Origin of the sequence: Corynebacterium crudilactis, from assembly GCF_001643015.1 — a bacterium.
Taxonomy (GTDB): Bacteria; Actinomycetota; Actinomycetes; order Mycobacteriales; family Mycobacteriaceae; genus Corynebacterium; species Corynebacterium crudilactis.
In genome coordinates, this window is sequence record NZ_CP015622.1 from 736,239 (window position 1) to 761,348 (window position 25,110).

The 25,110-nt window shown below is 52.9% G+C and carries 27 protein-coding genes and 1 riboswitch; of the genes, 14 read left to right on the top strand and 13 right to left on the bottom strand.

Annotated elements, in window-relative coordinates; genetic code table 11:
* Positions 1-85: 85 nt before the first annotated feature.
* Positions 86-1,717, bottom strand: a complete 1,632-nt coding sequence (locus tag ccrud_RS03490; protein ID WP_066564879.1) for an acyl-CoA carboxylase subunit beta — start codon at positions 1,715-1,717, stop codon at positions 86-88.
* 111 nt (positions 1,718-1,828) lie between these two features.
* On the opposite strand from ccrud_RS03490, the gene ccrud_RS03495 reads away from it, so the two are divergent.
* The 8 genes from ccrud_RS03495 to ccrud_RS03530 are packed head-to-tail and all read left to right on the top strand — an operon-like array spanning position 1,829 to position 8,586.
* Positions 1,829-2,695, top strand: coding sequence for a biotin--[acetyl-CoA-carboxylase] ligase (locus ccrud_RS03495; RefSeq protein ID WP_082868779.1), 867 nt, complete (start codon positions 1,829-1,831; stop codon positions 2,693-2,695).
* 9 nt (positions 2,696-2,704) lie between these two features.
* Complete coding sequence (locus ccrud_RS03500) at positions 2,705-3,193, top strand: hypothetical protein (RefSeq protein ID WP_059288845.1); 489 nt, start codon at positions 2,705-2,707, stop codon at positions 3,191-3,193.
* A 20-nt stretch (positions 3,194-3,213) separates the two neighbouring features.
* Positions 3,214-4,413 carry a 5-(carboxyamino)imidazole ribonucleotide synthase gene (locus ccrud_RS03505; protein WP_074025396.1) on the top strand — a complete coding sequence of 400 codons (1,200 nt, stop codon included), beginning with the start codon at positions 3,214-3,216 and terminating at the stop codon, positions 4,411-4,413.
* Between the two features lie 39 nt (positions 4,414-4,452).
* Positions 4,453-6,339 carry a potassium transporter Kup gene (locus tag ccrud_RS03510; protein WP_066564884.1) on the top strand — a complete coding sequence of 629 codons (1,887 nt, stop codon included), beginning with the start codon at positions 4,453-4,455 and terminating at the stop codon, positions 6,337-6,339.
* A 37-nt stretch (positions 6,340-6,376) separates the two neighbouring features.
* Positions 6,377-6,736, top strand: a complete 360-nt coding sequence (locus ccrud_RS03515) for a hypothetical protein (protein WP_059288857.1) — start codon at positions 6,377-6,379, stop codon at positions 6,734-6,736.
* 57 nt (positions 6,737-6,793) lie between these two features.
* Positions 6,794-7,291 (top strand): 5-(carboxyamino)imidazole ribonucleotide mutase, encoded by a 498-nt coding sequence (gene purE, locus ccrud_RS03520; protein WP_003858249.1) that lies wholly within the window; start codon positions 6,794-6,796, stop codon positions 7,289-7,291.
* Positions 7,291-7,746 carry a YdcF family protein gene (locus tag ccrud_RS03525; protein ID WP_059288859.1) on the top strand — a complete coding sequence of 152 codons (456 nt, stop codon included), beginning with the start codon at positions 7,291-7,293 and terminating at the stop codon, positions 7,744-7,746. The genes purE and ccrud_RS03525 overlap by 1 nt, the downstream gene beginning before the upstream one ends.
* 45 nt (positions 7,747-7,791) lie before the next feature.
* Complete coding sequence (locus tag ccrud_RS03530; protein WP_066564886.1) at positions 7,792-8,586, top strand: thioesterase family protein; 795 nt, start codon at positions 7,792-7,794, stop codon at positions 8,584-8,586.
* Between the two features lies 1 nt (position 8,587).
* Here the strand turns inward: ccrud_RS03530 and ccrud_RS03535 are convergent, their stop codons facing one another.
* Positions 8,588-9,874: an LLM class flavin-dependent oxidoreductase gene (locus ccrud_RS03535; protein ID WP_066564889.1), complete on the bottom strand. Its 1,287-nt coding sequence runs from the start codon at positions 9,872-9,874 to the stop codon at positions 8,588-8,590.
* On the bottom strand, positions 9,874-10,629 hold the full coding sequence (locus tag ccrud_RS03540) for a 3-oxoacyl-ACP reductase (protein ID WP_060564180.1): 756 nt from the start codon (positions 10,627-10,629) through the stop codon (positions 9,874-9,876). Before ccrud_RS03540 ends, ccrud_RS03535 begins: the two co-directional genes overlap by 1 nt.
* Before the next feature lie 57 nt (positions 10,630-10,686).
* A riboswitch (TPP riboswitch) is annotated at positions 10,687-10,794 on the bottom strand.
* A 212-nt stretch (positions 10,795-11,006) separates the two neighbouring features.
* On the opposite strand from ccrud_RS03540, the gene ccrud_RS03545 reads away from it, so the two are divergent.
* Positions 11,007-11,411 (top strand): hypothetical protein, encoded by a 405-nt coding sequence (locus ccrud_RS03545; protein WP_038583020.1) that lies wholly within the window; start codon positions 11,007-11,009, stop codon positions 11,409-11,411.
* 40 nt (positions 11,412-11,451) lie between these two features.
* Here ccrud_RS03545 and ccrud_RS03550 read toward each other — a convergent pair whose 3' ends face one another.
* Positions 11,452-12,009, bottom strand: coding sequence for a dihydrofolate reductase family protein (locus ccrud_RS03550; RefSeq protein ID WP_066564890.1), 558 nt, complete (start codon positions 12,007-12,009; stop codon positions 11,452-11,454).
* A gap of 27 nt (positions 12,010-12,036) precedes the next feature.
* On the opposite strand from ccrud_RS03550, the gene ccrud_RS03555 reads away from it, so the two are divergent.
* The gene (locus ccrud_RS03555; RefSeq protein ID WP_066564891.1) at positions 12,037-12,459 is read left to right on the top strand and encodes a VOC family protein; all 423 of its coding nucleotides are present in this window, start codon (positions 12,037-12,039) and stop codon (positions 12,457-12,459) included.
* On the opposite strand, the gene ccrud_RS03560 is transcribed toward ccrud_RS03555, so the two are convergent.
* The 6 genes from ccrud_RS03560 to ccrud_RS03585 all read right to left on the bottom strand — a co-directional run bounded on the left by ccrud_RS03560 (position 12,456) and on the right by ccrud_RS03585 (position 17,667).
* Entirely contained in the window at positions 12,456-12,680 is a 225-nt protein-coding gene (locus ccrud_RS03560) for a hypothetical protein (RefSeq protein WP_059288866.1), read from the bottom strand. The genes ccrud_RS03555 and ccrud_RS03560 overlap by 4 nt on opposite strands.
* 11 nt (positions 12,681-12,691) lie before the next feature.
* Positions 12,692-13,528 carry a carbohydrate ABC transporter permease gene (locus ccrud_RS03565; RefSeq protein WP_065366696.1) on the bottom strand — a complete coding sequence of 279 codons (837 nt, stop codon included), beginning with the start codon at positions 13,526-13,528 and terminating at the stop codon, positions 12,692-12,694.
* The gene (locus ccrud_RS03570) at positions 13,525-14,559 is read right to left on the bottom strand and encodes a carbohydrate ABC transporter permease (RefSeq protein WP_066564892.1); all 1,035 of its coding nucleotides are present in this window, start codon (positions 14,557-14,559) and stop codon (positions 13,525-13,527) included. The genes ccrud_RS03565 and ccrud_RS03570 overlap by 4 nt, the downstream gene beginning before the upstream one ends.
* A 111-nt stretch (positions 14,560-14,670) precedes the next feature.
* Entirely contained in the window at positions 14,671-15,126 is a 456-nt protein-coding gene (locus ccrud_RS03575) for an SRPBCC family protein (RefSeq protein ID WP_066564893.1), read from the bottom strand.
* Positions 15,127-15,257: 131 nt separating this feature from the next.
* Positions 15,258-16,532, bottom strand: a complete 1,275-nt coding sequence (locus tag ccrud_RS03580) for an ABC transporter substrate-binding protein (protein ID WP_066564894.1) — start codon at positions 16,530-16,532, stop codon at positions 15,258-15,260.
* 136 nt (positions 16,533-16,668) lie between these two features.
* Positions 16,669-17,667 carry an ABC transporter ATP-binding protein gene (locus ccrud_RS03585; protein WP_066564895.1) on the bottom strand — a complete coding sequence of 333 codons (999 nt, stop codon included), beginning with the start codon at positions 17,665-17,667 and terminating at the stop codon, positions 16,669-16,671.
* A gap of 97 nt (positions 17,668-17,764) precedes the next feature.
* Between ccrud_RS03585 and ccrud_RS03590 the strand changes: the two genes are divergently transcribed.
* Positions 17,765-18,238: a DUF2127 domain-containing protein gene (locus ccrud_RS03590; protein WP_066564896.1), complete on the top strand. Its 474-nt coding sequence runs from the start codon at positions 17,765-17,767 to the stop codon at positions 18,236-18,238.
* Here ccrud_RS03590 and ccrud_RS03595 read toward each other — a convergent pair.
* The 3 genes from ccrud_RS03595 to lcpA form a co-directional block, all read right to left on the bottom strand.
* The gene (locus tag ccrud_RS03595) at positions 18,235-19,620 is read right to left on the bottom strand and encodes an SMI1/KNR4 family protein (RefSeq protein WP_066564897.1); all 1,386 of its coding nucleotides are present in this window, start codon (positions 19,618-19,620) and stop codon (positions 18,235-18,237) included. The two genes, ccrud_RS03590 and ccrud_RS03595, sit on opposite strands and share 4 nt — an antisense overlap.
* Before the next feature lie 43 nt (positions 19,621-19,663).
* Positions 19,664-20,326 carry a TIGR03089 family protein gene (locus tag ccrud_RS03600; protein ID WP_066564898.1) on the bottom strand — a complete coding sequence of 221 codons (663 nt, stop codon included), beginning with the start codon at positions 20,324-20,326 and terminating at the stop codon, positions 19,664-19,666.
* 111 nt (positions 20,327-20,437) lie between these two features.
* Positions 20,438-22,000 (bottom strand): arabinogalactan--peptidoglycan ligase LcpA, encoded by a 1,563-nt coding sequence (gene lcpA / locus ccrud_RS03605; RefSeq protein ID WP_066564899.1) that lies wholly within the window; start codon positions 21,998-22,000, stop codon positions 20,438-20,440.
* Between the two features lie 241 nt (positions 22,001-22,241).
* Between lcpA and ccrud_RS03610 the strand changes: the two genes are divergently transcribed.
* From ccrud_RS03610 to ccrud_RS03620, 3 genes are all read left to right on the top strand, one after another.
* Positions 22,242-23,138, top strand: a complete 897-nt coding sequence (locus ccrud_RS03610) for a glycosyltransferase family 2 protein (protein WP_425394205.1) — start codon at positions 22,242-22,244, stop codon at positions 23,136-23,138.
* A 160-nt stretch (positions 23,139-23,298) separates the two neighbouring features.
* Complete coding sequence (gene manB, locus ccrud_RS03615) at positions 23,299-24,387, top strand: mannose-1-phosphate guanylyltransferase (RefSeq protein WP_066564900.1); 1,089 nt, start codon at positions 23,299-23,301, stop codon at positions 24,385-24,387.
* A gap of 395 nt (positions 24,388-24,782) precedes the next feature.
* Entirely contained in the window at positions 24,783-25,097 is a 315-nt protein-coding gene (locus tag ccrud_RS03620) for a WhiB family transcriptional regulator (RefSeq protein ID WP_066564901.1), read from the top strand.
* Positions 25,098-25,110: the final 13 nt, after the last annotated feature.

Below are 25,110 nucleotides of genomic sequence, written 5' to 3' on the forward strand. Positions count from 1 at the left end.
CCTCATGTCTCAAAGTTTGGGTGTAAAGAGCTGCCAATTTATTTTGGAACCTCTTTACACCCAAATCTTTTACTGCTGACTGTTTTTACAGTGGCATGTTGCCATGCTTGCGGGCAGGGCGAGTGACATTCTTGTGCTTGAGGAGACGCAGGTTACGGGCAACCTGTCCGCGAGTTTCGCTTGGCAGGATCACAGCGTCAATCAGACCGCGCTCTGCAGCGAGATAAGGATTGAGCATCTGGTCTTCGTATTCGCGCTCGAAGGACTTAGCCAATGCGACAGTATCCAAGCCCTTGGCTCCAGCGGCCATGAGCTCCTTGCGGTAGATGAATCCGACTGCACCAGCAGCGCCCATGACGGCGATCTGAGCGGTTGGCCATGCAAGGTTCACGTCTGAGCCCAAGCCCTTGGAACCCATCACGCAATATGCTCCGCCGTAAGCCTTACGCATGGTGACGGTGATCTTTGGAACAGTTGCTTCGCCGTATGCATAAAGCAGCTTTGCGCCGCGACGTAGGATGCCACCGTATTCCTGGCCTGCACCTGGGAGGAAGCCGGGGACGTCGACAAGCATGACGATTGGGATGTTGAATGCATCGCAGGTGCGGACGAAGCGCGCAGCCTTCTCAGAGGAATCGATGTCGAGGCAGCCAGCAAACTGGGTTGGCTGGTTAGCAACGAAGCCCACAGACTGGCCCTCAATGCGACCGAATGCGATAACGACGTTTTCTGCGCGGTCTGCCTGGATTTCCAGGTATTCGCCATCGTCGGTGAGGCATTCGATGACGCTGCGGACATCATAAGGAACCGTTGCAGAATCAGGGATGATCTCATCGAGCTTGAGGTCATCAGCGGTGAGGTTTGCCTCAACGCCGCCCTCTTCTTCGTCGAAATCTTCTGCTGGCGCATAAGAGCGGTTGTTGGATGGGAGGAAAGAAACTAGATCCTGAACCCAATCAAGGGCTTCCTCATCGTTGGCAGCGGTGTAGTGGGAGTTACCAGCGGTAACCATGTGAGTGGTTGCGCCGCCGAGCTCTTCCTGGGTAATTTCCTCGCCGGTGACGGTCTTGATCACGTCTGGGCCGGTAACGAACATCTTGGAAGTCTTATCAACCATGACCACAAAGTCAGTCAGGGCAGGGCCGTAAGCATTGCCACCGGCACAAGCGCCCATGATGACAGAGATCTGAGGGATAACACCAGATGCCTGAATGTTTTGGTAGAAGGTCTGGGAAATGAAGTCCAGGGAGACCGCACCGTCTTGGATACGAGCGCCAGCACCTTCATAAAGACCGATCAATGGGCGACCGGTGTCGATTGCCAGTTCCATGATCTTGATCATTTTTTCGCCATAAACCTCACCAAGCGCACCACCGAATACGGTGCCGTCCTGGGAGAAGATACACACTTCGCGTCCATCAATGGTGCCCCAGCCGGTAACGATACCGTCTGTTGCAGGACGCTTGGCTCCGAGTCCGAACGCGGTGGTGCGGTGGCGTGCTAGTTGATCGGTTTCGATGAAGGAGCCTTCATCGAGGAGGTAATCGAGGCGCTCACGGGCAGTGAGGCGGCCAGCTGCGTGGACTTTCTCTACTGCCTTTTCACCCATCGGAAAGTGGGCTTCCGCGCGGCGAGCCTTTAGGTCGGCGATTTTGCCAGCAGTGGTGTTGATGTCTGGAAGGTTGGCGACGTCAATCAAAGGTGAGGAAATGGTCATGTTTTGGAATCGTAGCCGTAGGCGGGGGTAACGTCCACAATCTTTTCCCGGTGATTTACATCACTAAAAGGGTTTGTGCTGCTTGGGGGTGGTTTTGAAAGGTAAAACTTTTTGGGCGTGTCGCGCCGAAGGCACGCTTTTCGACGCGACCCCACTACATTGGCTTCCATGAACGTTGACATTTCACGATCCAGAGAGCCGCTAAACGTTGAGCTCCTGAGGGAAAAATTGCTCCAAAACGGTGACTTTGGCCAGGTCATTTACGAAAAAGTGACAGGCTCCACTAATGCTGACTTGCTGGCACTTGCAGGTTCTGGCGCTCCAAACTGGACGGTGAAAACTGTCGAGTTTCAAGATCATGCGCGTGGGCGACTCGGCCGCCCGTGGTCTGCCCCTGAAGGTTCCCAAACAATCGTGTCTGTGCTCGTTCAAATATCTACTGATCAATTGGATCGTATTGGCACCATTCCACTCGCGGCAGGTCTTGCTGTCATGGACGCATTGAATGACCTAGGTGTGGAAGGTGCCGGATTGAAATGGCCCAACGACGTTCAAATCCACGGCAAGAAACTCTGCGGCATCCTGGTGGAAGCCACCGGCTTTGATTCCACCCCAACAGTTGTCATCGGTTGGGGCACTAATATCAGCCTGACTAAAGAGGAGCTTCCTGTTCCTCATGCAACTTCCCTCGCATTGGAAGGTGTTGAAGTCGACAGAACCACATTCCTTATTAATATGCTCACACATCTGCATACTCGACTGGACCAGTGGCAGGGTCCAAGTGTGGATTGGCTCGATGATTACCGTGCGGTATGTTCCAGTATTGGCCAAGATGTTCGAGTGCTTCTACCTGGGGATAAAGAACTCTTAGGGGAAGCGATCGGTGTCGCGACTGGCGGAGAAATCCGCGTTCGTGATGCTTTGGACACTGTTCATACCCTGAATGCCGGTGAAATTACGCACCTTCGCCTGCAGTAAGGTGACCGTATGGGGAATTCACTTGAGAAACATATTGCAGAGGGAGACCGGATCCACGTCGATCTGACATCTCCTCTATCCGCAATGTTGTTCCCCATTTTTGAACTCATTGTGATTACTGGAATCTGTTGGATGGGCATCGGCTTTTTGGATCAGCTTCCAGGAATCGATGGCACCAACCCCGCCGATAGCTTCCCCGAAGGCACCCGCAACTTTCTCGTAGGTGTGTGGGCAGTACTTGCTGCATGGCGTTTCGGTCTGCCTTTAATAAGGCAACGTCGTTTCCGCGTGATCTTGAGCGACCGCAAACTGCTGGTCCGACGCGCGGGACTGCGCACCGGGTTTGATTCCATTCCACTGAGCTACATTCAGCGAGTCCAACGCCGGCGAAACACCCTGGTCTTAGGTGTTGGTGGACACCACAGACCCTACGTAATCAACCAGGTTCCCAAGGCTCGAAAAGTGGAAGCGCTGCTCAAAGATCTTACATTTTGGTGAAGGCGTTATAGTTAGGACTTGTGACTTCTACAGGAAACCAAGCCCACGCTCCAGGAATGCCCATCGTCGCAGTAATTGGTGACGGCCAATTAGCCCGCATGATGCAGACCTCCGCCATCGAACTCGGACAATCACTGCGAGTTCTAGCTGGAGCGCCGGATTCCTCCGCAGCTCAAGTAGCTGCTGATGTTGTTCTCGGCGATTACACCAACATTGATGATCTGCGCGTCGCCATCGAAGGCGCCGATGTGATGACCTTCGACCACGAGCACGTCCCCAACGAACACCTGCACCAGCTCATCGCAGAAGGCGTCAACGTGCAGCCACGCCCAGAAGCACTGGTCAACGCCCAAGACAAACTTGTCATGCGCAAGCGTCTACGTGAACTCGGCGCACCAGTCCCACCATTTGCTGCCATTGAATCAGTCGAAGATGCAGTGGGATTCTTCGAAGCAGTCGATGGCCAGGTTTGCCTCAAAGCACGCCGTGGCGGATACGACGGCAAGGGCGTATGGTTCCCGGCCGATGTAGCAGAACTTCAATCGCTTGTGGCAGAGCTTCTCGACGGCGGCACCCCACTCATGGCAGAAAAGAAAGTTGCCCTCAACAGGGAACTGTCCGCCATGGTTGCCCGCACCCCAAGTGGAGAAACCAAAGCGTGGCCAGTCGTAGAATCCGTGCAGAAGAACGGTGTGTGTGCAGAAGCAATCGCTCCCGCACCTGAACTATCCGCAGAACTGCAGGAATCCACCAGAGGATTGGCCCAGAAGATCGCCACGGAACTCGGCGTCACTGGTGTCTTGGCAGTCGAGCTTTTTGAAACCCTCGACCAAAACGGCCAGCCAGAGATCTTTGTCAACGAGCTCGCCATGCGTCCACACAACACCGGCCACTGGACTCAAGATGGCTGCGTGACCAGCCAATTCGAGCAGCACCTCCGCGCAGTCCTCGACTACCCACTGGGTGCCACCGACACTTTGGCTGATTACACCGTGATGGCCAACGTGCTCGGTGCCGACACCGACCCAGAGATGCCCATGGCAACCCGCATGGTGGAAGTATGGCGCAAATACCCAGATGCCAAGATCCACCTTTACGGCAAGGGACATCGACCGGGACGAAAGATCGGCCACGTCAACATGGTCGGATCCGACCTTGAAAAGACCCGAACCGAAGCCCTGGCCTGCGCATACTTCCTTGTCAACGCTCGCTGGGATTAGGTCTTTTCTGAGCGCTAGCATTTCTCCACTCAAAGGAGCATGCTTAACCGCATGAAAAGTGCGCGGCCAAAATCAGTCGCTCCAAAATCCGGACAAGCTTTACTCACTCTCGGTGCCCTAGGTGTTGTGTTCGGCGACATCGGCACCAGCCCCCTGTACTCACTTCACACTGCATTCAGCATGCAGCACAACAAAGTCGAAGTCACCCCGGAAAATGTGTACGGGATCATCTCCATGGTGCTGTGGACAATCACCTTGATCGTCACCGTCAAATACGTCATGCTGGTCACTCGAGCTGACAACCAAGGGCAAGGCGGCATTCTGGCGCTCGTTGCTTTGCTGAAAAACCGTGGGCACTGGGGAAAATTCGTAGCAGTAGCCGGCATGTTGGGTGCCGCATTGTTTTATGGCGATGTGGTGATCACCCCGGCGATCTCTGTTCTCAGCGCAACAGAAGGCTTGACGGTTATCTCCCCAAGCTTTGAGCGCTTCATTCTGCCCGTATCTCTCGCAGTTCTGATCGCTATTTTTGCAATCCAACCGCTCGGTACAGAAAAAGTCGGTAAAGCCTTCGGCCCCATCATGTTGCTGTGGTTTGTCACCCTTGCAGGATTGGGAATTCCGCAAATCATCGTACATCCAGAAATCTTGCAGAGCTTGTCTCCACATTGGGCACTGGGGTTGATTGTGGCTGAGCCTTTCCAAGCATTTGTGCTGCTTGGTGCCGTTGTCCTGACAGTAACGGGTGCGGAAGCGCTCTACGCTGATATGGGCCATTTTGGGGCGAGGCCAATTAGAGTGGCGTGGTTTTGCGTCGTCATGCCTGCTTTAATCTTGACGTATTTGGGGCAGGGCGCCTTGGTGATTAACCAGCCTGAAGCGGTGCGCAACCCCATGTTTTATCTCGCGCCGGAAGGTCTACGGATTCCGTTGGTTATTTTGGCGACCATCGCCACGGTGATCGCATCGCAGGCCGTGATTTCCGGAGCGTATTCATTGACCAAACAGGCCGTGAATTTGAAACTGCTGCCACGCATGGTGATCCGGCATACTTCCCGAAAAGAGGAAGGCCAGATCTATATGCCACTGGTAAATGGTTTGCTGTTTGTATCCGTGATGGTTGTGGTGCTGGTATTCCGATCCTCTGAAAGCCTCGCCAGCGCGTATGGACTTGCCGTGACCGGAACCTTGGTGTTAGTCAGCGTCTTGTATCTGATCTATGTTCACACCACCTGGTGGAAAACAGCGTTGTTCATTGTGTTCATCGGTATTCCAGAAGTACTTCTATTCGCCTCGAACACCACGAAAATTCACGACGGTGGCTGGCTTCCACTACTTATTGCGGCCGTGCTCATCGTGGTGATGAGGACCTGGGAGTGGGGAAGTGACCGCGTCAATCAGGAACGCGCAGAGCTGGAACTTCCCATGGATAAGTTCTTGGAGAAACTTGATCAGCCACACAATATTGGTCTGCGTAAAGTCGCCGAAGTGGCAGTTTTTCCACATGGCACCAGCGATACTGTGCCGTTGTCCTTGGTTCGGTGTGTGAAAGACCTTAAGCTTTTATACCGAGAGATCGTGATCGTTCAAATCGTCCAAGAACACGTTCCGCACGTGCCGCCAGCGGAACGCGCAGAAATGGAAGTGCTCCACCACGCCCCGATCAGGGTGGTTCGAGTAGATCTGCACCTTGGTTATTTTGATGAACAGAATCTGCCCGAAAATCTCCACGCCATTGACCCAACATGGGATAACGCCACCTACTTCCTGTCTGCACTGACTCTTCGGAGCAGGTTGCCTGGAAAGATCGCTGGATGGCGCGATCGTTTGTATCTTTCGATGGAACGTAATCAGGCATCTCGAACTGAGTCTTTCAAACTGCAACCAAGCAAAACCATCACGGTTGGAACAGAGCTGCACCTTTAATCAGGCAGTTGCTGGCCAACTGAGTTAGCCTAAAACGATGAAGAAAAATCCTTTGGTTGAATGGGTCTGGGTTATGGATGAACTCGGAGTTGGCTGGTGCCAATGCGAGAAAGATCCCATTACCGGAAAAGCACCACATCCCGTGAACAAACCACTGGTCACCAAATCAATCATCAGCGCTCTTGGTGATATCCCAGATGTAATGAGCAACCAGGACATCAGCCTTGTGGTGGTGGATTTGTGGAAATTCGATACCATTACTCCTCCAATCGCAGAATCTCTCATGCGTTCCGTAAAAGCTGTCAACGGCGAGATGCACCCGCAGTATCCCACCGCGACAGCAATGGCTGCGATCAAGCATTTCTCCAACACTTTTGATGGACAGATTAACGCTTAAAAGGCCTGTTATAGACTAATAAACCGATACGTAACTTTTAAGCTAAGGAGAATTTCAGTGGGTCCTCTAGTTGGTTTGATCATGGGTTCGGATTCGGATTGGGATACTGTAGCGCCAGCTGCAGAGGTACTCGCTGAGTTTGGCATTCCTTTTGAGGTCGGCGTTGTCTCTGCACACCGCACCCCAGAGAAGATGCTCAACTACGCAAAGACTGCGCATGAGCGCGGCATCAAGACGATCATCGCGTGTGCTGGCGGCGCTGCACACCTGCCAGGCATGGTCGCTGCAGCAACTCCACTTCCAGTCATCGGTGTTCCACGCGCATTGAAGGATCTTGATGGCTTGGATTCTTTGCTGTCGATCGTCCAGATGCCAGGAGGCGTTCCAGTTGCCACTGTCTCCATCGGTGGCGCGAAGAATGCAGGCCTCCTTGCCGTTCGTATTCTCGGTGCTGGTGATCCTTCTTTGGTCACGAAGATGGCTGATTACCAAGAGAATATGGCGAAGGAAGTTGAAGCCAAGGACGAAGCATTGAAGAAGCGCTTGCTCGGCTAATGAATCCGATTGTGGTGCTGGGATCCAAAGTTGTTGATGGTCAAGTCACTGACCTGTTGGCTTCAAGGCTGGAAAAGGCCATTGAGGTCTCATCTTTGACCCCAGAAGCACCCGTTGTGGTCAGCGGTTTCGGTGAAGCCACGGCCATGGCAGATTATTTACGCGCCCGTGGAGTAACCAACATTGTGGAAGAACCATGGGCCACCAGCACCAATGAGAATTTAGAAAACGCCCACGCATTATTTCCGGACACACTACAGTGGACTGTTGTGACCAGTGGCTTTCATGCCTGGCGCACCTATTTATGGGCTTGGCATTTGGGGATTCCCATCAAGGTGGTCACTGCTCGTACACCTTCAGCCGAGCGCCTAGGTATGGCTATTAGAGAGTGTTTTGCTCTGCCGCATTCCACACTTCGAGTGCTGTGGCGAAAACTCCGAGCCCCCAAGAACTAGTCCCAAGAACTAGCCTCCCAAAATTACTGATAGTAAGGTTTTCGCATGTCAACTGCATATTTTATTGCGTACGGAAATGATACGTACCGCCCAACGGAGCATTCCAGTGGTGCGTGGCGCGATGATGAACTCCACCTTGCACCGGTTGCCGGTTTGGTGATTCACCATATGGAACGCTGGCGCAGGGAAGTCGTCGGCGATGCTTTTGTGTTTAGCCGTTTCAGTTTGGAGGTCTTGGGCCAGATCGCTCGGGATGATGTCACCTTGAGAACAGAGATCGTTCGTCCCGGGCGCACCATTGAACTTATTGAGACGGTCGCTGAGATCAACGGCAGAGTGACGATTCGTGCACGCGCCTGGTTGCTGAAGACCTCTGATCTTGCCCATATTTCTGGCGATACTTTTGAAGCGTTGCCGTCAATGACTGAACTGGCAGATGTTCAGTCAGCTTTCCAGTGGTCTGGTGGCTTTATGGACAGCATTGTCTTTGTCGAGGATGCAGAGAAAATTCCGGGCAAAAACCGTGCGTGGATTACCGGCGATGTGCAGTTGGTCGAGGGCGAAGATTCTGAGCCCTTGGCAGAGTTTTCCAAATTCTTGGATGTGGCCAATGGCGTGGCGGTTCGAGAAGATCCAAAGACGTGGATGTTCCCGAATGTGGATCTTACTTTCCATCTGTTCCGCCAGCCGGTGGGCACCAAGGTGGGTTTTGATACCCGCGCGGCGTTCGGACCCAACGGCATCGGTTTGACCACTTCGGTGATTCACGATGCCGAAGGTCCTGTGGGCACGCTTAATCAATCATTGACAGTGCGCCCAATTGCTGAGTTAAACAAGTGACCTAGTTAAACAAGTGACCGCGCAGCGTAGTGTGGCTGTATTCTGTGCGGAATCGACCACGTCGCTGCAGCTCAGGGACTACTAAGTCAACAAAGTCGTCCAAACTGTGGGGGAGCATCGGTGGCATGAGGTTGAAGCCATCGGCACCGCCCTCGTCGATCCAGCGCTCGATTTCATCAGCGATGCTTTCCGGTGTGCCGATGAATGTGGCGTGCCCACCACCTGCTGCGAGGTAGCCCAGAAGTTCACGGACGGTTGGTGATTTAGATTCGATGATCCGCAGCACCGTTTCGTACCTGCCTTTAGGACCGGAAAACTCTTCTAGCGGTGGCAGTGGTGGGGGAGGTGCATCCAAATCCCACGTCGAGCAATCTTGCCCCACAAAGAAACTCAACTGATTTAGTGAGTCTTTGACCGGCAACAACGCGTTGAGAGCCTGCTGTTTTGCACGCGCTTCTTCCACGGTCGTGCCAACAAAGGTCACCAAACCAGGCAGCACCGGCATGGGTTCGCGACCCTGGGCAGTGGCACGAGCATGAATATCAGAGCGATAATCTTGTGCTTGCTCCAAATCCCAGGCCACGGAGTAAATCGCCTCGGCATACCGTGCAGCGATCTCCCGTCCCTGCGGTGAGGATCCCGCTTGGAAAATAACTGGCCTGCCCTGCGGAGTAGTGGGAATATTCAGCGGACCAGCGACTTGGAAGAACTCACCATCATGATGGATAGATTCAATGAGTGAGGAGTCCGCAAATTTTCCAGCACGATCCATCACCAAACTTTCCGCGGGCCACGAATTCCACAGCGCAGTGATGGTTTCAATAAATTCCGCAGCGCGCGCATAGCGAACATCATGACCCGGCAACGCATCCATCCCGTGGTTACGCGCCTCCGCATCAGTCATCGAAGTCACCACATTGATTCCAGCACGCCCACCTGAAATATGATCCAAGCTGGCGATCATCCGCGCTGCATGAAACGGCTGCCAAAACGTACTGGAAATCGTGCTGATCAACCCAATATTGTTCGTCGCCCGCGCCATCGCAGTCAACGCGGTCACCGGCTCCAAAAACCAGCCCGGCCCATTCTCCAGACCGACGGGATTAATCGCCTGCCCATCCGCCAAAAAGACCGCATCCAGCTTGCCCCGCTCAGCGGTGCGCGCGAGTTCCTCCCACCAGGAAATTAAACCCAGCTTTTCGACGCTTCCCTCCACCGCTCGCCACGCCGCCGCGTGGTGCCCGGCACCGAAAGCAAAAAGGTTGAGGTGTATTTCTTTCGGTGTCATTAGTTGAAAACCAGTCCTCCGTCGACGACCAAGTTTTGGCCTGTAACCGCGCGCGACCAGGGGGATGCGAAGAAGAGGGAGGCGTCGGCAAGCTCTTGCGGCGTGGTGACGGACCCCAGTGGGGTGCCGGCGGCGATGAAATCAAAGACTTCCTCGGGCGTGGCGGCGCTGGCGCCGGTGGTGCGCAGCAGGCCGCCGCTGACCATGTTGACCGTGATGTGGCGTGGGCCCAAATCCTTGGCAAACGTGCGAGTCAAGGACAGCAGCGCAGCCTTCGCAGCGGTGTAATCGTGGTAGGGGACCGTCGGATTCTGGAAAAGATTCGTGCCGATGTTAATCACACGACCACTTCCCACCTCCTCAAAACCAGGTAAAGCCTCCTGGATGGTGTTTAGCGCGCCCGCGATTGCGCTGGTGTACTGCTGGTTAAATCGCTCAATGGTGATGTCCTCCGCCTTGGGACGCGCATCGCCATCAAAGCTGAAATCCGCCAAAGCGCTGTTGACCACAGTGGTGATCGGGCTGCCGAAATGTTCCTTGGCCTGCGCAAACATGCTTTTCACCTGTTCGCGATCACGAACATCAGCCTGAATCGCCACCGCCTTTTCACCAGCCAACTCTGCGGCAGCATCAGCCGAACGGTGATAGTTCACCACAACACGAGCGCCCTCGCGCAAAAATGATTCAGACAATGCGCGACCAAGTCCGCGTGCACCGCCGGTGACCAAAACAATTTGCTCAGAAATATCAAGCATGAAAAAACGCCCTTCTTGGGTTGGGGCGAAGGGCAGAGGGACCTATCCCTTGGGAGGATGGGTCCAATGCGACAGTCCCTTCGCCAGTACTAACTGGATCAGGTTCGACGGGTGTAATCTCAGCGAAAGCTTTGTGAAAGTGCTTTTGCACCCCGTGTCACTAGTAGCCGAGGGTATCAGTTTGTGAGCGCGTGTGGGGCGAGTTGGTACAGAAGAGCAATTCAGGCCGACACCACAAACTTCGATCTAACAAAGTTTTGCGCTGCCGACTCTGGAGTTTGTCTCCTAGATAGACCGCTTGTAAAAGTATTACAGGTGGATACTGGTCTGCAGAAACGTTATACATATAACAAATCTGTAATCCCCTAAGGAGCACGATGAAAGATTGGTCTAGGCTTGCGGCCAAAAAGAATTATCCTGCTCGAGTATTTGTTTTACTTTTTCTCTTGTCTCTCGTAGTCGGGTGGATATTTGCTCTTGGGACTCCCTATCTAGGAGTAACTGCTCTAGGACTAACCGCTGGTTCAATTTTTGTTGGAGTTAGTTTTGCTGTAGCTGCAGTGGCTTGTGCCCTAACAAGAAGAGCTCCCTTGTGGCTTTTGGGGGTTTTAGGTGGTGTAGGAATCGTTCTTGTCTTGATGGGAATCTATTTCAGGGTAACTCAGCCTGATGGAATCCTAACTGGATATTTAATACCGATTGGTTTTGGATTTTTTCTCGCAGAAGCAGCTGTGGCAATAGAGCGTTATTGGCATCGTCGTCACTACGCACTGCGTTCTTAAAGGAAGAGCTTTCTGTCCAAAAAGCCGCAAATTAAACCCCTTAAATCGTCTCCAGAGTGATCTCGGTGAACTGCCCAACTTCGCGGACATTTACGGTGCGGAGCCGATCACTTTCGATCCGGCGAGGCATCGCTGGCTGCCCTTCATCGAGAAACACTGGCGCCATGGTCAAGATGATCCTATCGAGTGCACCCGCGTCAAAGAATTGACCCGCCAAATCGCCACCACCGACGATCCAAATATCAGTGTTCTCTGGATTCACTTCCAGTATGGCGGGGAGAACATCAGAGACATCTCCATTTACTACTTTGACGGGTTTTCCTTCTGGGGTTTCCAAGTTTCTGCTGCTGAATACCCATGTGGGGCGATCGCCATACACATCAGTCCACTTCTGGGGATCGCTGATGAAATCCAGATCCTTGAGCAGCCATTCATAGGTGGTGGATCCCATTACGATGGTGCCGACTTTTGAAAGGAAAGTACCAAAATCTTCAGAGGCACTGTCGCTGCCGGGGACATCGAAAAGCCATTGCAGGGAAGTGTCTTTGTCTGCGATGAATCCGTTGAGCGTGCTGGATGTGTTGTAGATGATCGCCATCACACGATGCTACCTACGATGGGGATCATGGGAATTAAACGTTTGGACAACGTGGCGATTGTGGTGGAATCGTTGGATGAAGCAGTCGGTTTCTTTGAGAAATTAGGGATGTCTCTAGATGGTCGAACACTGGTCCAAGGGGATTTTGCTGATCGGACCGTTGGTCTCAGCGGGATCAGATCAGAGATCGCGGTGCTGAACACTCCCGATGGGCATTCTCGGGTGGAGCTTACTCAATATCTACAACCGGAACCGATTGCAACCGCTCCATCTGCACCTAACCAGATTGGGATGCACCGGTTGATGTTTGCGGTGGATGATATTGAGGAAACGATCGCACATATCGGTGCGGAACCACTAGATGGGATCGCAAACTATGAGGACGTATTTCTGCTGTGTTATCTGCGCGGGCCGTCTGGAATTATCGTGGCGTTGGCGCAGGAACTTTAATTAAGGCGGCGCTTCCGCCAAGCCCGCCATACTGAGACGGTGGCGATTACCAAAACGAGCGCGAGAAGTGCTGGCCACACGGCAGGTTCGGGGCGTAACACGTTGATGATTGCCTGGATGACGGCGAGGAATGAGAAAAATCCCAGGAATCCGAGCAGCGCTTCGAGCTGAAGCCCTTTGCGTTGCGATTCGGATTGATCCTGGGATTTATCGGCACTCATGATTATCTAGTCTAGGCTTTCACGCCACCTGCGGTGAGTCCGGAGACGATGCGGCGTTGGAAGATGAGAACCATGATGATCAGTGGGATGGTCACCAATGCGCCGGCCGCCATGACCGAGGCGTAGGGGTATTCGAAGGAGCTTGGTCCGGTAAACCTGGCGATCGCAACGGTTACTGGCTCTGTGGAGGTGTTGGATAGTTGGCGGGCCAGCATGAATTCGTTCCACGTTGCGATGAATGCGAGGATCGCGGTGGTAAATAGTGCAGGCGCTGCTAGAGGAAGCAGGATCATCCGGAAGGCTTGGCCACGGGTGGCGCCGTCGACGCGTGCTGATTCTTCGAGTTCCCAGGGCAGTTGTCTGAAGAAGGACACGAGTGTGTAGATCGTCAGAGGTAGTGCGAAGGAAATGTTCGGGATAATCAGCGCTTGGTAGGTGCCGATCCAATTGAGGTCACCGAAGAGCTGGAACAAAGGCGTGACCAGGGCGATGCCGGGGAACATGGAGGCTGCCAAGATGATGCCGGTGACAATGCCTTTGCCGGGGAATTCCAGTCGGGCTAGAGCGTAGGCGGTGAACACTCCCACGAGAACAGCGATCGCTGTTGTCGTGACACTGATGATCAGCGAGTTGCCAATGGCTGCGAGGAAGTTATTGCCTTTGTCGGTGGCCAGCGCGTCACGGAAGTTATCCAAAGTGACGTGCGTTGGCCAAGGAGTGGTGTCAAAGGTGTGCTTGGAATCGCGTAGTGCGGTGATCACCATCCAGTAGAAGGGGGCTAGACCCCAGAACAGGATGAATACCACTCCGGCGTAGTTGAGGATAAGTCCTTTTGTTCGTTTAGTCATGGCTTAGCCACTTCCTTCACAGCAGAATCGGCCTTTACAACAGCATCCTTAGCGGTGGGTTTCTCATACTTGGTTCCGCCCAGTTTCTTTTTCTTCATCCCTCGTTGGCCCGAAACGTCTGCTCCGAGGAACCGGATCATGATGAACGCCACGAAGAAGATCAGTAGGAAGATCAGCGTAGAGAGTGCGGATGCGGAGTTGAAGTTGTTTTGGCGCATGTCTTCCACAACCAGCTGGGAGATAACAGCGGTGGGGGAGTTGGAGGAACTGGAGATCATGATGACGGGGAGGTCGTACATGCGTAGTGCATCGAGGGTACGGAAGAGTACTGCCACCATCAAAGCTGGGCGCACCAGCGGGAGGGTGATCTTGGTGAATTGCTGCCACGCGGTTGCGCCATCGACGCGGGCTGCTTCGTAGGTTTCCTTCGGGATCATTTGCAGACCGGCGAGGATAAGTAGCGCCATGAATGGTGTGGTTTTCCAGACGTCGGCCAAAATGACGGCGGCTCTGGCGGCCCACGGATCGGTTGTCCAACTGATACTAAGCCCAAACATGGAGTTGATGATGCCTTGTGGCGCGAAGATGAACTGCCACAGTTTTGCGGTGACTGCGGTGGGGATTGCCCAAGGGATAAGAATCGCTGCGCGAACAAGTGCGCGGCCGCGGAATTCTTTGTTCATGATCAGTGCCATGGCGGTGCCGAGGATGGTTTCCAAGCCGACGGTGACCACGGTGAAGAACAACGTGATGCGTAGTGCTGGCCAGAAGTCGGTGGCGAGTGTGCCGGGTGGGCAGGTACGGATGGTGCCGTCTGAACCCATGCATCGTTGGGTGAGCCAGTAAAGGTAGTTGTCTAGTCCTGCGAAGCCACCGTCGGTGAAGAGTCCTGTGGTGGGGTCGAGGCCTTTGTCGGCCTGGAAGGATAGCCAAATTGCTCGGACGATGGGATATCCGATCACCACTGCAAGGACCACCAGCGCAGGTGCGATCAGCCAGGCAGCGCTTCTGGCCTGTTTGAATGTGGCCATGTGTCGTCGCTCCTTTTGTCAGGTCAAAATAAGTTGATTGTCAGTTCTGTGAAACTGCACAGTCTTGTTACATGGATCATAATCCGCCGCGGAGAGTGATGGATACATTGGCTATTGCTTATAAAACCCGTCGCGGAGGTTCACTCCGTATTCCAGCCACGCTTTTAATGCAGAGAGCATGCCGGTCCATCCCATTTGGCTGCCTAGGGCCTCTTGGGCTCCCGCGGGGGTGAGTGGCCAGCTACCTTCGGTGATGGTGAGTTTTGTGCGGGTGAAATCTCTAAAAGGTTCGAATTCGAAATTGACGGAACGCAGCTCATTTGCTTGTCCCCAGCGGATTTCAATTTGTTTGGCTTGGGTAGCGGAGACAACTTGGACGGGAAACGCGCCGGGAAAATCAGCGAAGTCCCAATAGACAGTCGATCCGGTTTCGAGTCGGCCAGATACCCCGCCGGTGGCGAAGTAGCGTTCTAGTTGTCGGGGATCTGCGATTGCTTCGTAGACCTGCACGGGGCAGCGGGAAATGTAGCCAAATGTGGAAACTTGAAGATCTTTGCTGGAAGCCATCCGGACTCCTTTCACACAAGTTCAATTACACCCAACAATAGGACAAAACTCCGGCCACCTCGCGGGAATCCGAACAGGATTTCAAGAAGGTGGCCGGAGCGCAAACCTAAAGCATAAACCTTAAAGCCGAACTAGCTGGAAGCGTTTTCGATCGCTGCCTTCATGTCGGTGGTTGCCTGGTCAACATCGACGTTGCCGTTAAGGGCTGCGTAAGCGTTGTCCTGGATTGCCTTGGAGATGGCTGGATAGAAAGGAGACACTGGGCGTGGTGCTGCGTTTTCCAGGGATTCCTTCAGTGCTGGCAGGTATGGGTACTGCTCAACCAGTGATGCGTCATCGTAGATGGATGCGAGCACTGGTGGGAAGGAGTTGTCTGCGAACCAGGTCTGGTTTTCTTCGTTGATGATGAATTCAATGAAGTCGCGGGCGGTTGCCTTGTTTTCGGAGTTGACGTTGATGCCGTTGTTGTAGCCACCGAGGGTGGATACGCCGACGCCGTCTTTACCTACGAGTGGCTGTACTTCGAATTTGCCTGCGGTTGCTTCGGCTTCTTCGGAGTTGGTGTACATGTATGGCCAGTTGATGGCGTAGGCGGTTTGGCCTTCGGTGAAGGCGAGGTTGGTTTCTTCCTCGGTCGCTGCAAGCGATGCCTGGGAGATGGTGCCGTCGTCGAAGCCGTCGACCATTGCCTGGATGCCGGCCTTGGAATCGTCGCTGTCGACGGTGACGTTGCCGGAATCGTCTAGGACGCTGCCGCCCCAGCCTTCGATGAAGCCAATGGTGTTAACGGAAAGGCCTTCGTACTGCTTGAGCTGCGTAGTCAGGCAGTCAACGCCGGCTTCCTCAGCAAGCGTGCAGGAATCAACGAGGTCAGCCCAGTTTGCGGGTGCTTCTGGGATGATTTCGGTGTTGCGGAACAGCAGCTGGCCGTTGGTGTTCTGAGGCAGTGCGTAGAGGGTGCCGTTGTAAGTTGCGGAATCCACGGTGGATTGCAGCAGTCCGGAGGTGTCTACCTCGAGGTCGCCTTCAAGTGGTGCGAGCCATTGGTTTGCCGCGAAGTCTGCGGTCCAGATGACGTCGAGCGCCATGACGTCGTAGTCAGAGTTGCCGGCCTGCAGGGATTGCACGAGGGTTTCGCGCTGTGCGTCGGCTTCACCGGCGAGTTCGTTGAGCGTGACCTGCTCATCGGGGTGGGCTTCGTTCCAGCGGTCGATGATCGGAATGACTTTGTCGGTGTCGTTTTTGCCCATCGCAAAAGTGATGGGGCCGCGGCTGTCTGCGCCTTCGCTGGCGGTGGAATCTGTGGAGTCGGAGCTTGAGTCTGAACTACAACCGGCCAGTGCGATCGCTGCCAACAGTGTGGTGGCTGCAAGCGACGCGCCGGTCTTGCGGGAAATCGAGGACATAGGAAGTCACCTTTCTTAACAACAGATGACTCTTAATCTAATGACTTTGCCCACTTTTGTGCATAATTTTGCCTTAAATCACCCCCGTTAAGCGTCGAAAAGCATGCTTCTCGACGCCTCCCTCCACAACTCGGGGCTAAGCGATGCGGTTGCCGGTGTTTAGATCAAAGCGATGTGCTTGCGCAGGATCGTAGGAAAAGACCACCGGGGTGCCAGGAGAAGGCACCGGGCCTTCGATCCAACGAGCCACCAGGCGATGGCCTTCCCAAGTGGCATAAACATAGGACTCAGAGCCGAGCTCCTCGACGATATCCACCACAGCATCAATGGTCGCGAAACCTTCAGGGGTTTCATTGACCAGCATCTTCTCCGGGCGTATACCCATGGTGTAGCCATCGGTGGGGAAGAGATTCATGGACGGTGAACCAATGAAACCGGCAACGAAATCGTTGACGGGGGCGTCGTAAAGCTCCCTGGGCGGTGCTACCTGCTGCAGCAACCCGTCCTTTAATACTGCAACCCGATCGCCCATGGTCATCGCTTCGACCTGGTCGTGGGTGACATACACCGTCGTGGTGCCCAGGCGGCGCTGCAAAGCAGCGACCTCAGCACGAGTTTGCACGCGCAATTTCGCATCCAGGTTGGACAAAGGCTCATCCATGAGGAACACCTTCGGATCGCGCACCAGCGCACGCCCCATCGCCACGCGCTGACGCTGACCACCGGACAAATCCTTCGGCTTGCGATCCAAAAACTCCGTGAGCCCCAGGATCTCCGCAGCCTGATTCACCTTGGCATCAATTTCTGCCTGCGGCAGCTTCGCCAACTTTAACGCGAAGCCCATATTCTTCGCCACCGTCATATGCGGATACAACGCGTAGTTCTGGAACACCATTGCAATATCGCGATCCGCCGGCTCCTGACCAGTGACATCTTTGCCATCAATTTTGATCGACCCAGATTCCACACCCTCCAGGCCTGCCAAAGCGCGCAGCGTGGTGGATTTACCGCAGCCCGAAGGGCCGACGAGTACCAAGAACTCGCCATCTGCGATATCTAAATCAAGCTCATGAACTGTTGCACGTTCCGCGCCGGGGTATCGGATTGTGACCTTGTCGAATGTGACCGTTGCCATGTTTTATTAAATTACCAGCAGGCGTGCACAAAGTGGATTTAATGGGGCTAGATTGGGCTATCTATTACAGAGGTGATTTGAGGAAAGAAGCATCATCATGGCAGTCATTAAAGTGCATGATCGGTGGGAACAGCTCTTTTGGATTGGCATTATTCTAAAAGGGCTCAACGGTTTATTAGAACTAATCGGCGGAGGGCTGTTACTGCTTGTCAATCCTGAGCACCTACATCGGTGGGTGGTGGCACTTACCCAAAGCGAACTCAATGAGGATCCCAACGATGTCATCGCGAGTTTTTTGGTGCACAGCAGCGATTCAATAACCGGCCATGCCATGCTGTTTAGCGCTATATATCTCTTGGCACACGGCATTGTGAAAGTCGTGTTGGTTGGGGCAGTGCTCAAAAATAAGCTGTGGGCTTATCCTTGGATGATCGTGGTGCTCCTGGTATTCATCGGATATCAGCTCTACCAAATCGCACTTCAAGCCAGTGTTGGAATGATTGCGCTAACAATCTTTGACGCCTTCATCGTGGCGTTGACCTGGCGTGAGTACAGGATGAAGAAGGGTTAGAAGTCACTTATGTTTCCAGAGGAGAAAGTGATCTCCAATGATGATTGCCGACACACCCGATTAATAAGATCTACTGCCTGCACCAATCGCAAGCCTTTCGGAAGCTTCAGCACATGAATGTCGCCCAGAGCATCAAGTGCTTGCGTGCTGTCCATCTCAACGGTTTCCAAAGCTGCTAGGGCGCCCAATGCCTCCACGTTATAAAGCTTTTCGACGTTTTCCACCGTGATCATTCTCAATGTAGGATGCCCTGCAAGCGGTGCCAAATCAGCTTCTTTGAGATCAAGAAGTCGAAGCGATTGCAATGGAAGAAATTCGATTCCACTGAGATCGACAGCAGCAATATTGCGAAGGATCAGTGCTTTAAGTGGAAGATCATGCACCGCGGAAATCGCAAAATACTCTAGATTAAACAATCTTAAAGATTCAGTTTCTTCAGGAACTTCTGCGCGAATAAAAGGTTGTGGCGTCCCCGGGGGAATCACGTGATCAAGATAGGGAGCAGGCCAGTCATAGCGACGCTGCGCAAGATAATCAACTAAAGAATCCGCATGCCTAACTGGACCATCAACGAGATCGCGTCCATATTCAATGATCTGACCCGCGATACCGTGTGGTCCGGGTACCAGATCAATCCCCAAACAATTTCCTCCATGATCATGCGCGAAAGGGATCCATCCAGGATGCAGAAGACGTAGTTGGACCACACCAGGGATTCCTTGGTCAAAAGCTTCGCCAGTATAAGGACCATTAGCTGCAAGTTCTGCCCACTGTTTATGCCTTTGCATAATCTCTGCAGAGGAGAGAAAGGACCACCCTGCTGTGAGAGTTCCTTCTTCCACCTCAGCATCAAATTTCGCACCGTCGCTTAGCCTTAACAGTGCTTTCAATTGGGGAGGAATGGGAATCCCTAAATAAACAGCTAGTTTCTCCGCAGCATCAGCTGTCATTGGTGCTTGAACAGCGTAGCCACCAGATCCTTGCGCCCACAGCTGTGCTATTTCAGCTTCTTCTGCTGGCGTGATCGGAGGAAGCTGTATCCAAGGAGCATCGAATACTAGAGGATGTACAACTATCTGATCAAGGGTTGAAGTAACCTCCCTAGCCTCCCAAGTACCGGCAGGATTAAGAGAAATTTCGATGCTCAGTACCGGATCAATTTGCTCAGACTGCAAGGCATTGACTGCGTCATCAACAAGATCGAATGCCTCAAATCCAGTATCAACTCTTTCGCCATCTTTATCGAAACAATTGACCTGCATTGAACTAGATCCAGGTTCAAACGTGCAGCTTAAAATGGCGATTTGGGTTTCAGGAAATTCTTTTAAAACAGTTGCCAGAGAGTCGACTGCAAAGTGGATGGACGCCTGTGAAGAAGTCATACCCCTAATTATTACGATCAACACTCATATGTGCAGCAAAAACTTAGATCCGGTGAGTCACCTTTTCATTAGCAGCGATGTGCTCCAGGCGCTCTTGATCGGTGAGACCTGCAACGATCACAGCCGAACCACCAACGGAAAGTGGCTCCAACACTTGTTGTTTAAAGCCTTCAAAATCTGACCAGCCAGTGGCAAGGATGCGTGCTCCAGCAGGAATGGCTGAAGAAGTAACAATCTCTGGAAGGGCACGGGTGGGGTTGAAGAATTGATCTCCGTAGAAACGCACCGTGGGACCAAAATCGATCGCGCCTTGAGGTAAATCACCACCGCTTTCCACGATGCCACGACCAAAAGGATCTTCGCTGACAAGCAACACATCGCTATGTTCCTCATAAGACTTATAACGATCCAGGGAAGTAAACACCGCATCTGCTTCCGTGGTAATTCCGTTGGTAAATTCCACCTCAACTCCAGCAGCCAATGCGCCAAGCACAATGACTGAAGCTTGCCAGCTCACAGGAAGATCAACCGCGATGGTGGAGCCTTCTTCTAGATCGAGCTCATCAAGCAACATATTGCCTACTTTGGAGGCCCAATTGTCCAAAGTAATTGCCGAGAAATCTAAACGAGCACCCGTAGTTTCGTTATAGACAGTGAGTCGGGGAGTAGCTGGATCTAGCGCGAACAAATGAGAAAGAAGTTCCATAGCTCCCAAGAGTAATAAAACTGAAAGTTTTAGGTTTTTTTCTTATAAAACCAGCAACCCTCCGCGTACCTGAAAGGAATGCGGAGGGAGGCGTCGAAAAGCGAAAATCTTTTAGTTCACGCAGCGCGGACCGTCGCCGCCGGCATCGAACTCTGGGCTCTCGATCGGTGCGCCGATATCAGCGCCCGGCTGGCCAACAGTGCTAGACGTTACCGCATTGGACTCGGCGGTTGGGCCAGCGTAATCGCCGGAGGATACAACGATGACAGTATTAGCATCCAGGGAAGAATTCACCATGATCGGCAATCCGCCCAGCGCTTCAGAGATCGCTTCTGCCTGCTTGCTGTTGGCATCGCCAGCAAGGACCTGGGACTCGTAGTAGAGGCCTTCGGCTGCATTGCCGGTCTCCGCAATGGTGTAACCCATTTCCTGGAGGTGTGCTGCAATGCCGTTGGCTAGACCTTCTGTATAAGAAGCGTTGAGGACATGGACCTCAACCTCGCTGAGATCAGGACCTTGATCCTCGGCTGGTTGCTCATCGGAACCCGCTTCCACGGCAGGCTCAGATCCACCGAGGGCGTCATTGAAAAAGGTATGTACCTGGTTGACATCGACGGTGACCACGGACTCGCCATAATCGCCGGTGCCGTCGATAGAAGTAACTGGAATGGTGCCGAAAGTAACGTTGCCACCAGCGAGATTCTGCAGCTGGGTGGCAAAGCCCATGACATCCCAACCTTCATCGATAATGACAGAGCGAGTGACAGCATCAGCAAGTGCGCTGAGCTTTGAAGGATTAGTCAGTGTGCCAGAAGAAAGCACCTGGTTGACCAAAGAAGCCATGAAAGATTGCTGGCGAACGATACGGTCAAGATCGCCACGGGGGAGATCATGGCGCTGACGCACATAAGACAACGCATCCGGGCCACCCAAGAATTGGCGACCAGCCGGGAAGTTTGCACCAGACAGCGGCTCATCCACTGCATTATTAAGGCAGACCTCAACGCCACCGACAGCATCCGTGAGTAACACGAACCCTAAAAGACCAATTTCTGCATAGTGATCAACAGTGACACCAGTGAGATCAGAAACAGCACCAATCAGGCCCTCACGGCCAGATTCCTTGGCACGCTTTTCCAATTCAGATTCATTGGTGAAGCCCTGATTCATGAGCTCCCCGCGTCGGGCATCCTTGTGCGCGCCGTAGACACCGTTGATTTTCATATTTCCGTAGTCGGAATCATGAACATAAGTATCACGCGGAATAGACACCGCAGTGGCAGAAGAACCATCGTTCGGAATTCGAATCACCATGATGGTATCGGTGTTATCGTTTTCCTCATCGCCTGCGCGGAGCAGCGCCAACTCTTCCTCAGTCAGGGAATTACCCTGCGCATCGGAACGGGAATCAGAACCCACCAACAAAATATCGGTAGCACCGTCTTCCGCCTGGCCATCCAAAACACCCTTGCCACCACCGAGCGTGAGGTTACCGGCGTTTGCTACATCGCCGACCTTTCCCACGGCGAAATAACCGAGCCCGGAAACCAACAGCACCAACACCGAAACAAAAGCAATAACGCTTCGAAATATTGGGTGGCCTGCTTGTTTAATTGATTGCATTGCTGCCGGAGCAGGCTTAATGTCACGGACGGGGCGATACTTTTCAGTCACGTGCTGTTAACCCTTCGCGGATTGTGGTGGGTAATAATGGACAAGGAATGTGAAGCGAGCCGGGAACACACTTTAAAGAAGATTTAAAGAAAATACTGCTTCAAGTTTTATTTCTACTTCCTTGAAATTATGGAAAACCATACGTCCTGGACAATTCTAAGCCATGCATTGGAGTTTTCCTCAACGCTTGTCGGGAGTGGCGGATTCTTCTTGCAAACTTAAACCACTAAGCTTTCGCATCGTGAGTACTTTGAATTTCCCCATCGCTGTGATTACGGTGACCTATTCGCCAGGCAAGTACTTGGCGTCGTTCCTGGATTCGTTGCCAGGTGCGACTTCACAGGGCACCCACGTTGTGATGGCAGACAATGGATCTGTAGATGGCGTTCCTGAGCAGGCAACGAAGGAACGAAGCAATGTGGAGTTCTTATCCACAGGCGGCAACTTAGGTTATGGCACCGCAATTAATATTGCAGCAAAGTCTTTGCGTGCGCGCCGGGATGCAGGGGAGATCGACGGAGAGTTTTTCCTCGTCTCTAATCCTGATGTTGTGTTTGATGAAGATTCCATCGATCAATTAGTGGAATGTGCGAAACGTCACCCAAATGCTGGTGCTGTTGGGCCGCTGATTCGGGAAGCTGATGGTTCGGCGTATCCATCGGCTCGTGCAGTTCCCACATTGGCAAACGGCATCGGACACGCTTTGCTTGGCTCCGTGTGGAAATCCAATCCATGGTCTGCTGCATATCGTGATGATGATGACATGGAAACTGAACGCACCGCAGGTTGGCTGTCTGGATCGTGCCTTCTACTCCGATGGTCTGCTTTTGAGCAGATTGGTGGTTTTGATGAGCGCTACTTCATGTATATGGAAGACGTTGATCTTGGCGATCGTCTCACACGCGCAGGCTTTGACAATGTTTTTTGCCCAAGCGCGCAGATCACGCATGCAAAGGGACACGTTGCAGGTAAAAATCCAGAACATATGTTGCCCGCACATCATGAAAGTGCCTACCGTTTCCAAGCGGACCGATTGGCAAAACCATGGCAGGCACCTCTGCGTTTAGCCCTGCGCATCGGCTTGAAAGTACGCGCTGGAGTAGCAGTGGCGCTGTCAAAGGCTAAATCTAAAAGCTAAACCGCACTGAGACCTGAATGCAGACGAATGTAAAGTATGTCTAAACAATGGTCTTGAATAATAGCGGGGAATATCGTTTCAGCAGACGTTATCGCATCTGATGAAATCTGCTTAAACCTGATGAAATCTGCAAGCCCTAAATCGAGTGAAACAGGAACACATGACTTTTTCTGACAACAGCACAAACGTAGATGCTGTCATCTTGGTCGGTGGCAAAGGCACCCGACTTCGCCCACTGACCGTCAACACGCCAAAGCCAATGTTGCCAACTGCTGGTCATCCTTTCTTGACCCACCTCCTTGCGCGCATTAAGGCAGCAGGCATCACCCATGTCGTATTGGGCACCTCTTTCAAGGCCGAAGTGTTTGAAGAACACTTCGGCGATGGTTCCGACATGGGCCTGGAAATTGAATATGTTGTGGAAGATCAGCCACTGGGCACTGGTGGTGGTATCCGTAACGTTTACGACAAGCTGCGTCACGATACCGCGATTGTGTTCAACGGCGATGTGCTTTCCGGTGCTGACCTCAACAGCATCTTGGACACCCACCGTGAAAAGGAAGCGGATCTGACCATGCACCTGGTGCGTGTGGCTAACCCGCGTGCTTTCGGTTGCGTGCCTACCGATGCTGAAGGTCGTGTGAGTGAATTCCTAGAGAAGACGGAAGATCCACCAACCGATCAGATCAACGCGGGCTGCTATGTGTTCAAGAAAGAACTCATCGAGCAGATCCCAGCGGGTCGAGCTGTTTCCGTTGAGCGTGAAACTTTCCCTCAGCTACTGGAAGAAGATAAGCGAGTCTTCGGCCATGTGGATACTTCTTATTGGCGCGATATGGGTACCCCAAGCGATTTTGTTCGCGGCTCCGCTGACCTTGTGCGCGGAATTGCATATTCTCCCCTGCTTGAAGGCAAAACAGGAGAGTCGCTTGTCGACGCCTCCGCCGGCGTTCGCGACGGCGTTTTGCTGCTGGGCGGCACCGTAGTCGGCCGCGGCACCGAGATCGGTGCCGGCTGCCGCTTGGACAACACTGTTGTCTTCGATGGCGTGACCATTGAACCAGGTGCGGTTATTGAAAACTCCATCATTTCTTCGGGAGCTCGCATCGGGGCAAATGCGCATATCTCTGGCTGCGTGATCGGTGAGGGCGCACAAATCGGTGCACGATGTGAGCTGACTTCTGGGATGCGCGTTTTCCCAGGCGTGGTTATTCCAGACAGTGGAATTCGTTTTTCTTCTGACCAATAAGAGATGCTTTGGTGTCCAAACAGTTAATTAATTTAACTTTCTGTCCGGGCATTAATTTATTTCCGTTTTTGTGGCATTTGATGGTGAAAAGTAGTGTCCGCACTTGTGTCACGTGCTGATATTGTGGCAAAATCTGCTTTTATAAGATTCATGCCACAATATGTAGTACCCCTGTAAAAGACCCCCGGCAACGGGGTTTTGTGACTGATGTGAATATTGTGAATTAACCAGAGGAAGAATTGCACATTTTTTCCAGAACGGTTGACGGCGATATACAGGCACGTGTGTAATCACTTGAGAGCAAGGAAACTTTTCAGGAACCTGCTTGGGAATTAAATTATTCCAAATACGAACAGATATAACACGGCTTTGAAAGTGAGTAAGGGGGGCGAGAGATGGAAGATTCAGCAGGGGATGCATCTGCAAACAAGCACGCAGACCACACTCGCACCGCACTGGAGATGACATTGGATGATCTGTTCGGCGCGGTTGAACAAGAATGGCAGGAACAGGCACTGTGTGCACAAACTGATCCTGAAGCATTCTTTCCAGAAAAAGGCGGTTCAACCCGTGAAGCCAAGAGAATCTGCCAGGGTTGCCCAGTTCGGGATGACTGCCTGGAGTTTGCGCTTGAGCATGATGAACGCTTTGGCATTTGGGGCGGACTCTCAGAACGTGAACGCCGTCGTTTAAAGCGCGAGATTTCTTAAACCACACAACACA

Excerpts from the sequence above, each read along its gene's own strand:
- ccrud_RS03570 (WP_066564892.1), bottom strand. The coding sequence starts at position 14,559 with ATGGCCACATTCAAACAGGCCAGAAGCGCTGCCTGGCTGATCGCACCT.
- ccrud_RS03550 (WP_066564890.1), bottom strand. The coding sequence starts at position 12,009 with ATGGCGATCATCTACAACACATCCAGCACGCTCAACGGATTCATCGCA.
- ccrud_RS03500 (WP_059288845.1), top strand. The coding sequence starts at position 2,705 with ATGGGGAATTCACTTGAGAAACATATTGCAGAGGGAGACCGGATCCAC.
- ccrud_RS03565 (WP_065366696.1), bottom strand. The coding sequence starts at position 13,528 with ATGACTAAACGAACAAAAGGACTTATCCTCAACTACGCCGGAGTGGTA.
- ccrud_RS03590 (WP_066564896.1), top strand. The coding sequence starts at position 17,765 with ATGGCAGTCATTAAAGTGCATGATCGGTGGGAACAGCTCTTTTGGATT.
- ccrud_RS03600 (WP_066564898.1), bottom strand. The coding sequence starts at position 20,326 with ATGGAACTTCTTTCTCATTTGTTCGCGCTAGATCCAGCTACTCCCCGA.
- manB (WP_066564900.1), top strand. The coding sequence starts at position 23,299 with ATGACTTTTTCTGACAACAGCACAAACGTAGATGCTGTCATCTTGGTC.
- ccrud_RS03540 (WP_060564180.1), bottom strand. The coding sequence starts at position 10,629 with ATGCTTGATATTTCTGAGCAAATTGTTTTGGTCACCGGCGGTGCACGC.
- ccrud_RS03585 (WP_066564895.1), bottom strand. The coding sequence starts at position 17,667 with ATGGCAACGGTCACATTCGACAAGGTCACAATCCGATACCCCGGCGCG.
- ccrud_RS03580 (WP_066564894.1), bottom strand. The coding sequence starts at position 16,532 with ATGTCCTCGATTTCCCGCAAGACCGGCGCGTCGCTTGCAGCCACCACA.
- ccrud_RS03595 (WP_066564897.1), bottom strand. The coding sequence starts at position 19,620 with ATGACTTCTTCACAGGCGTCCATCCACTTTGCAGTCGACTCTCTGGCA.
- ccrud_RS03555 (WP_066564891.1), top strand. The coding sequence starts at position 12,037 with ATGGGAATTAAACGTTTGGACAACGTGGCGATTGTGGTGGAATCGTTG.
- ccrud_RS03575 (WP_066564893.1), bottom strand. The coding sequence starts at position 15,126 with ATGGCTTCCAGCAAAGATCTTCAAGTTTCCACATTTGGCTACATTTCC.
- ccrud_RS03545 (WP_038583020.1), top strand. The coding sequence starts at position 11,007 with ATGAAAGATTGGTCTAGGCTTGCGGCCAAAAAGAATTATCCTGCTCGA.
- ccrud_RS03530 (WP_066564886.1), top strand. The coding sequence starts at position 7,792 with ATGTCAACTGCATATTTTATTGCGTACGGAAATGATACGTACCGCCCA.
- ccrud_RS03535 (WP_066564889.1), bottom strand. The coding sequence starts at position 9,874 with ATGACACCGAAAGAAATACACCTCAACCTTTTTGCTTTCGGTGCCGGG.
- ccrud_RS03525 (WP_059288859.1), top strand. The coding sequence starts at position 7,291 with ATGAATCCGATTGTGGTGCTGGGATCCAAAGTTGTTGATGGTCAAGTC.
- ccrud_RS03620 (WP_066564901.1), top strand. The coding sequence starts at position 24,783 with ATGGAAGATTCAGCAGGGGATGCATCTGCAAACAAGCACGCAGACCAC.
- ccrud_RS03515 (WP_059288857.1), top strand. The coding sequence starts at position 6,377 with ATGAAGAAAAATCCTTTGGTTGAATGGGTCTGGGTTATGGATGAACTC.
- ccrud_RS03510 (WP_066564884.1), top strand. The coding sequence starts at position 4,453 with ATGCTTAACCGCATGAAAAGTGCGCGGCCAAAATCAGTCGCTCCAAAA.
- ccrud_RS03490 (WP_066564879.1), bottom strand. The coding sequence starts at position 1,717 with ATGACCATTTCCTCACCTTTGATTGACGTCGCCAACCTTCCAGACATC.
- ccrud_RS03560 (WP_059288866.1), bottom strand. The coding sequence starts at position 12,680 with ATGAGTGCCGATAAATCCCAGGATCAATCCGAATCGCAACGCAAAGGG.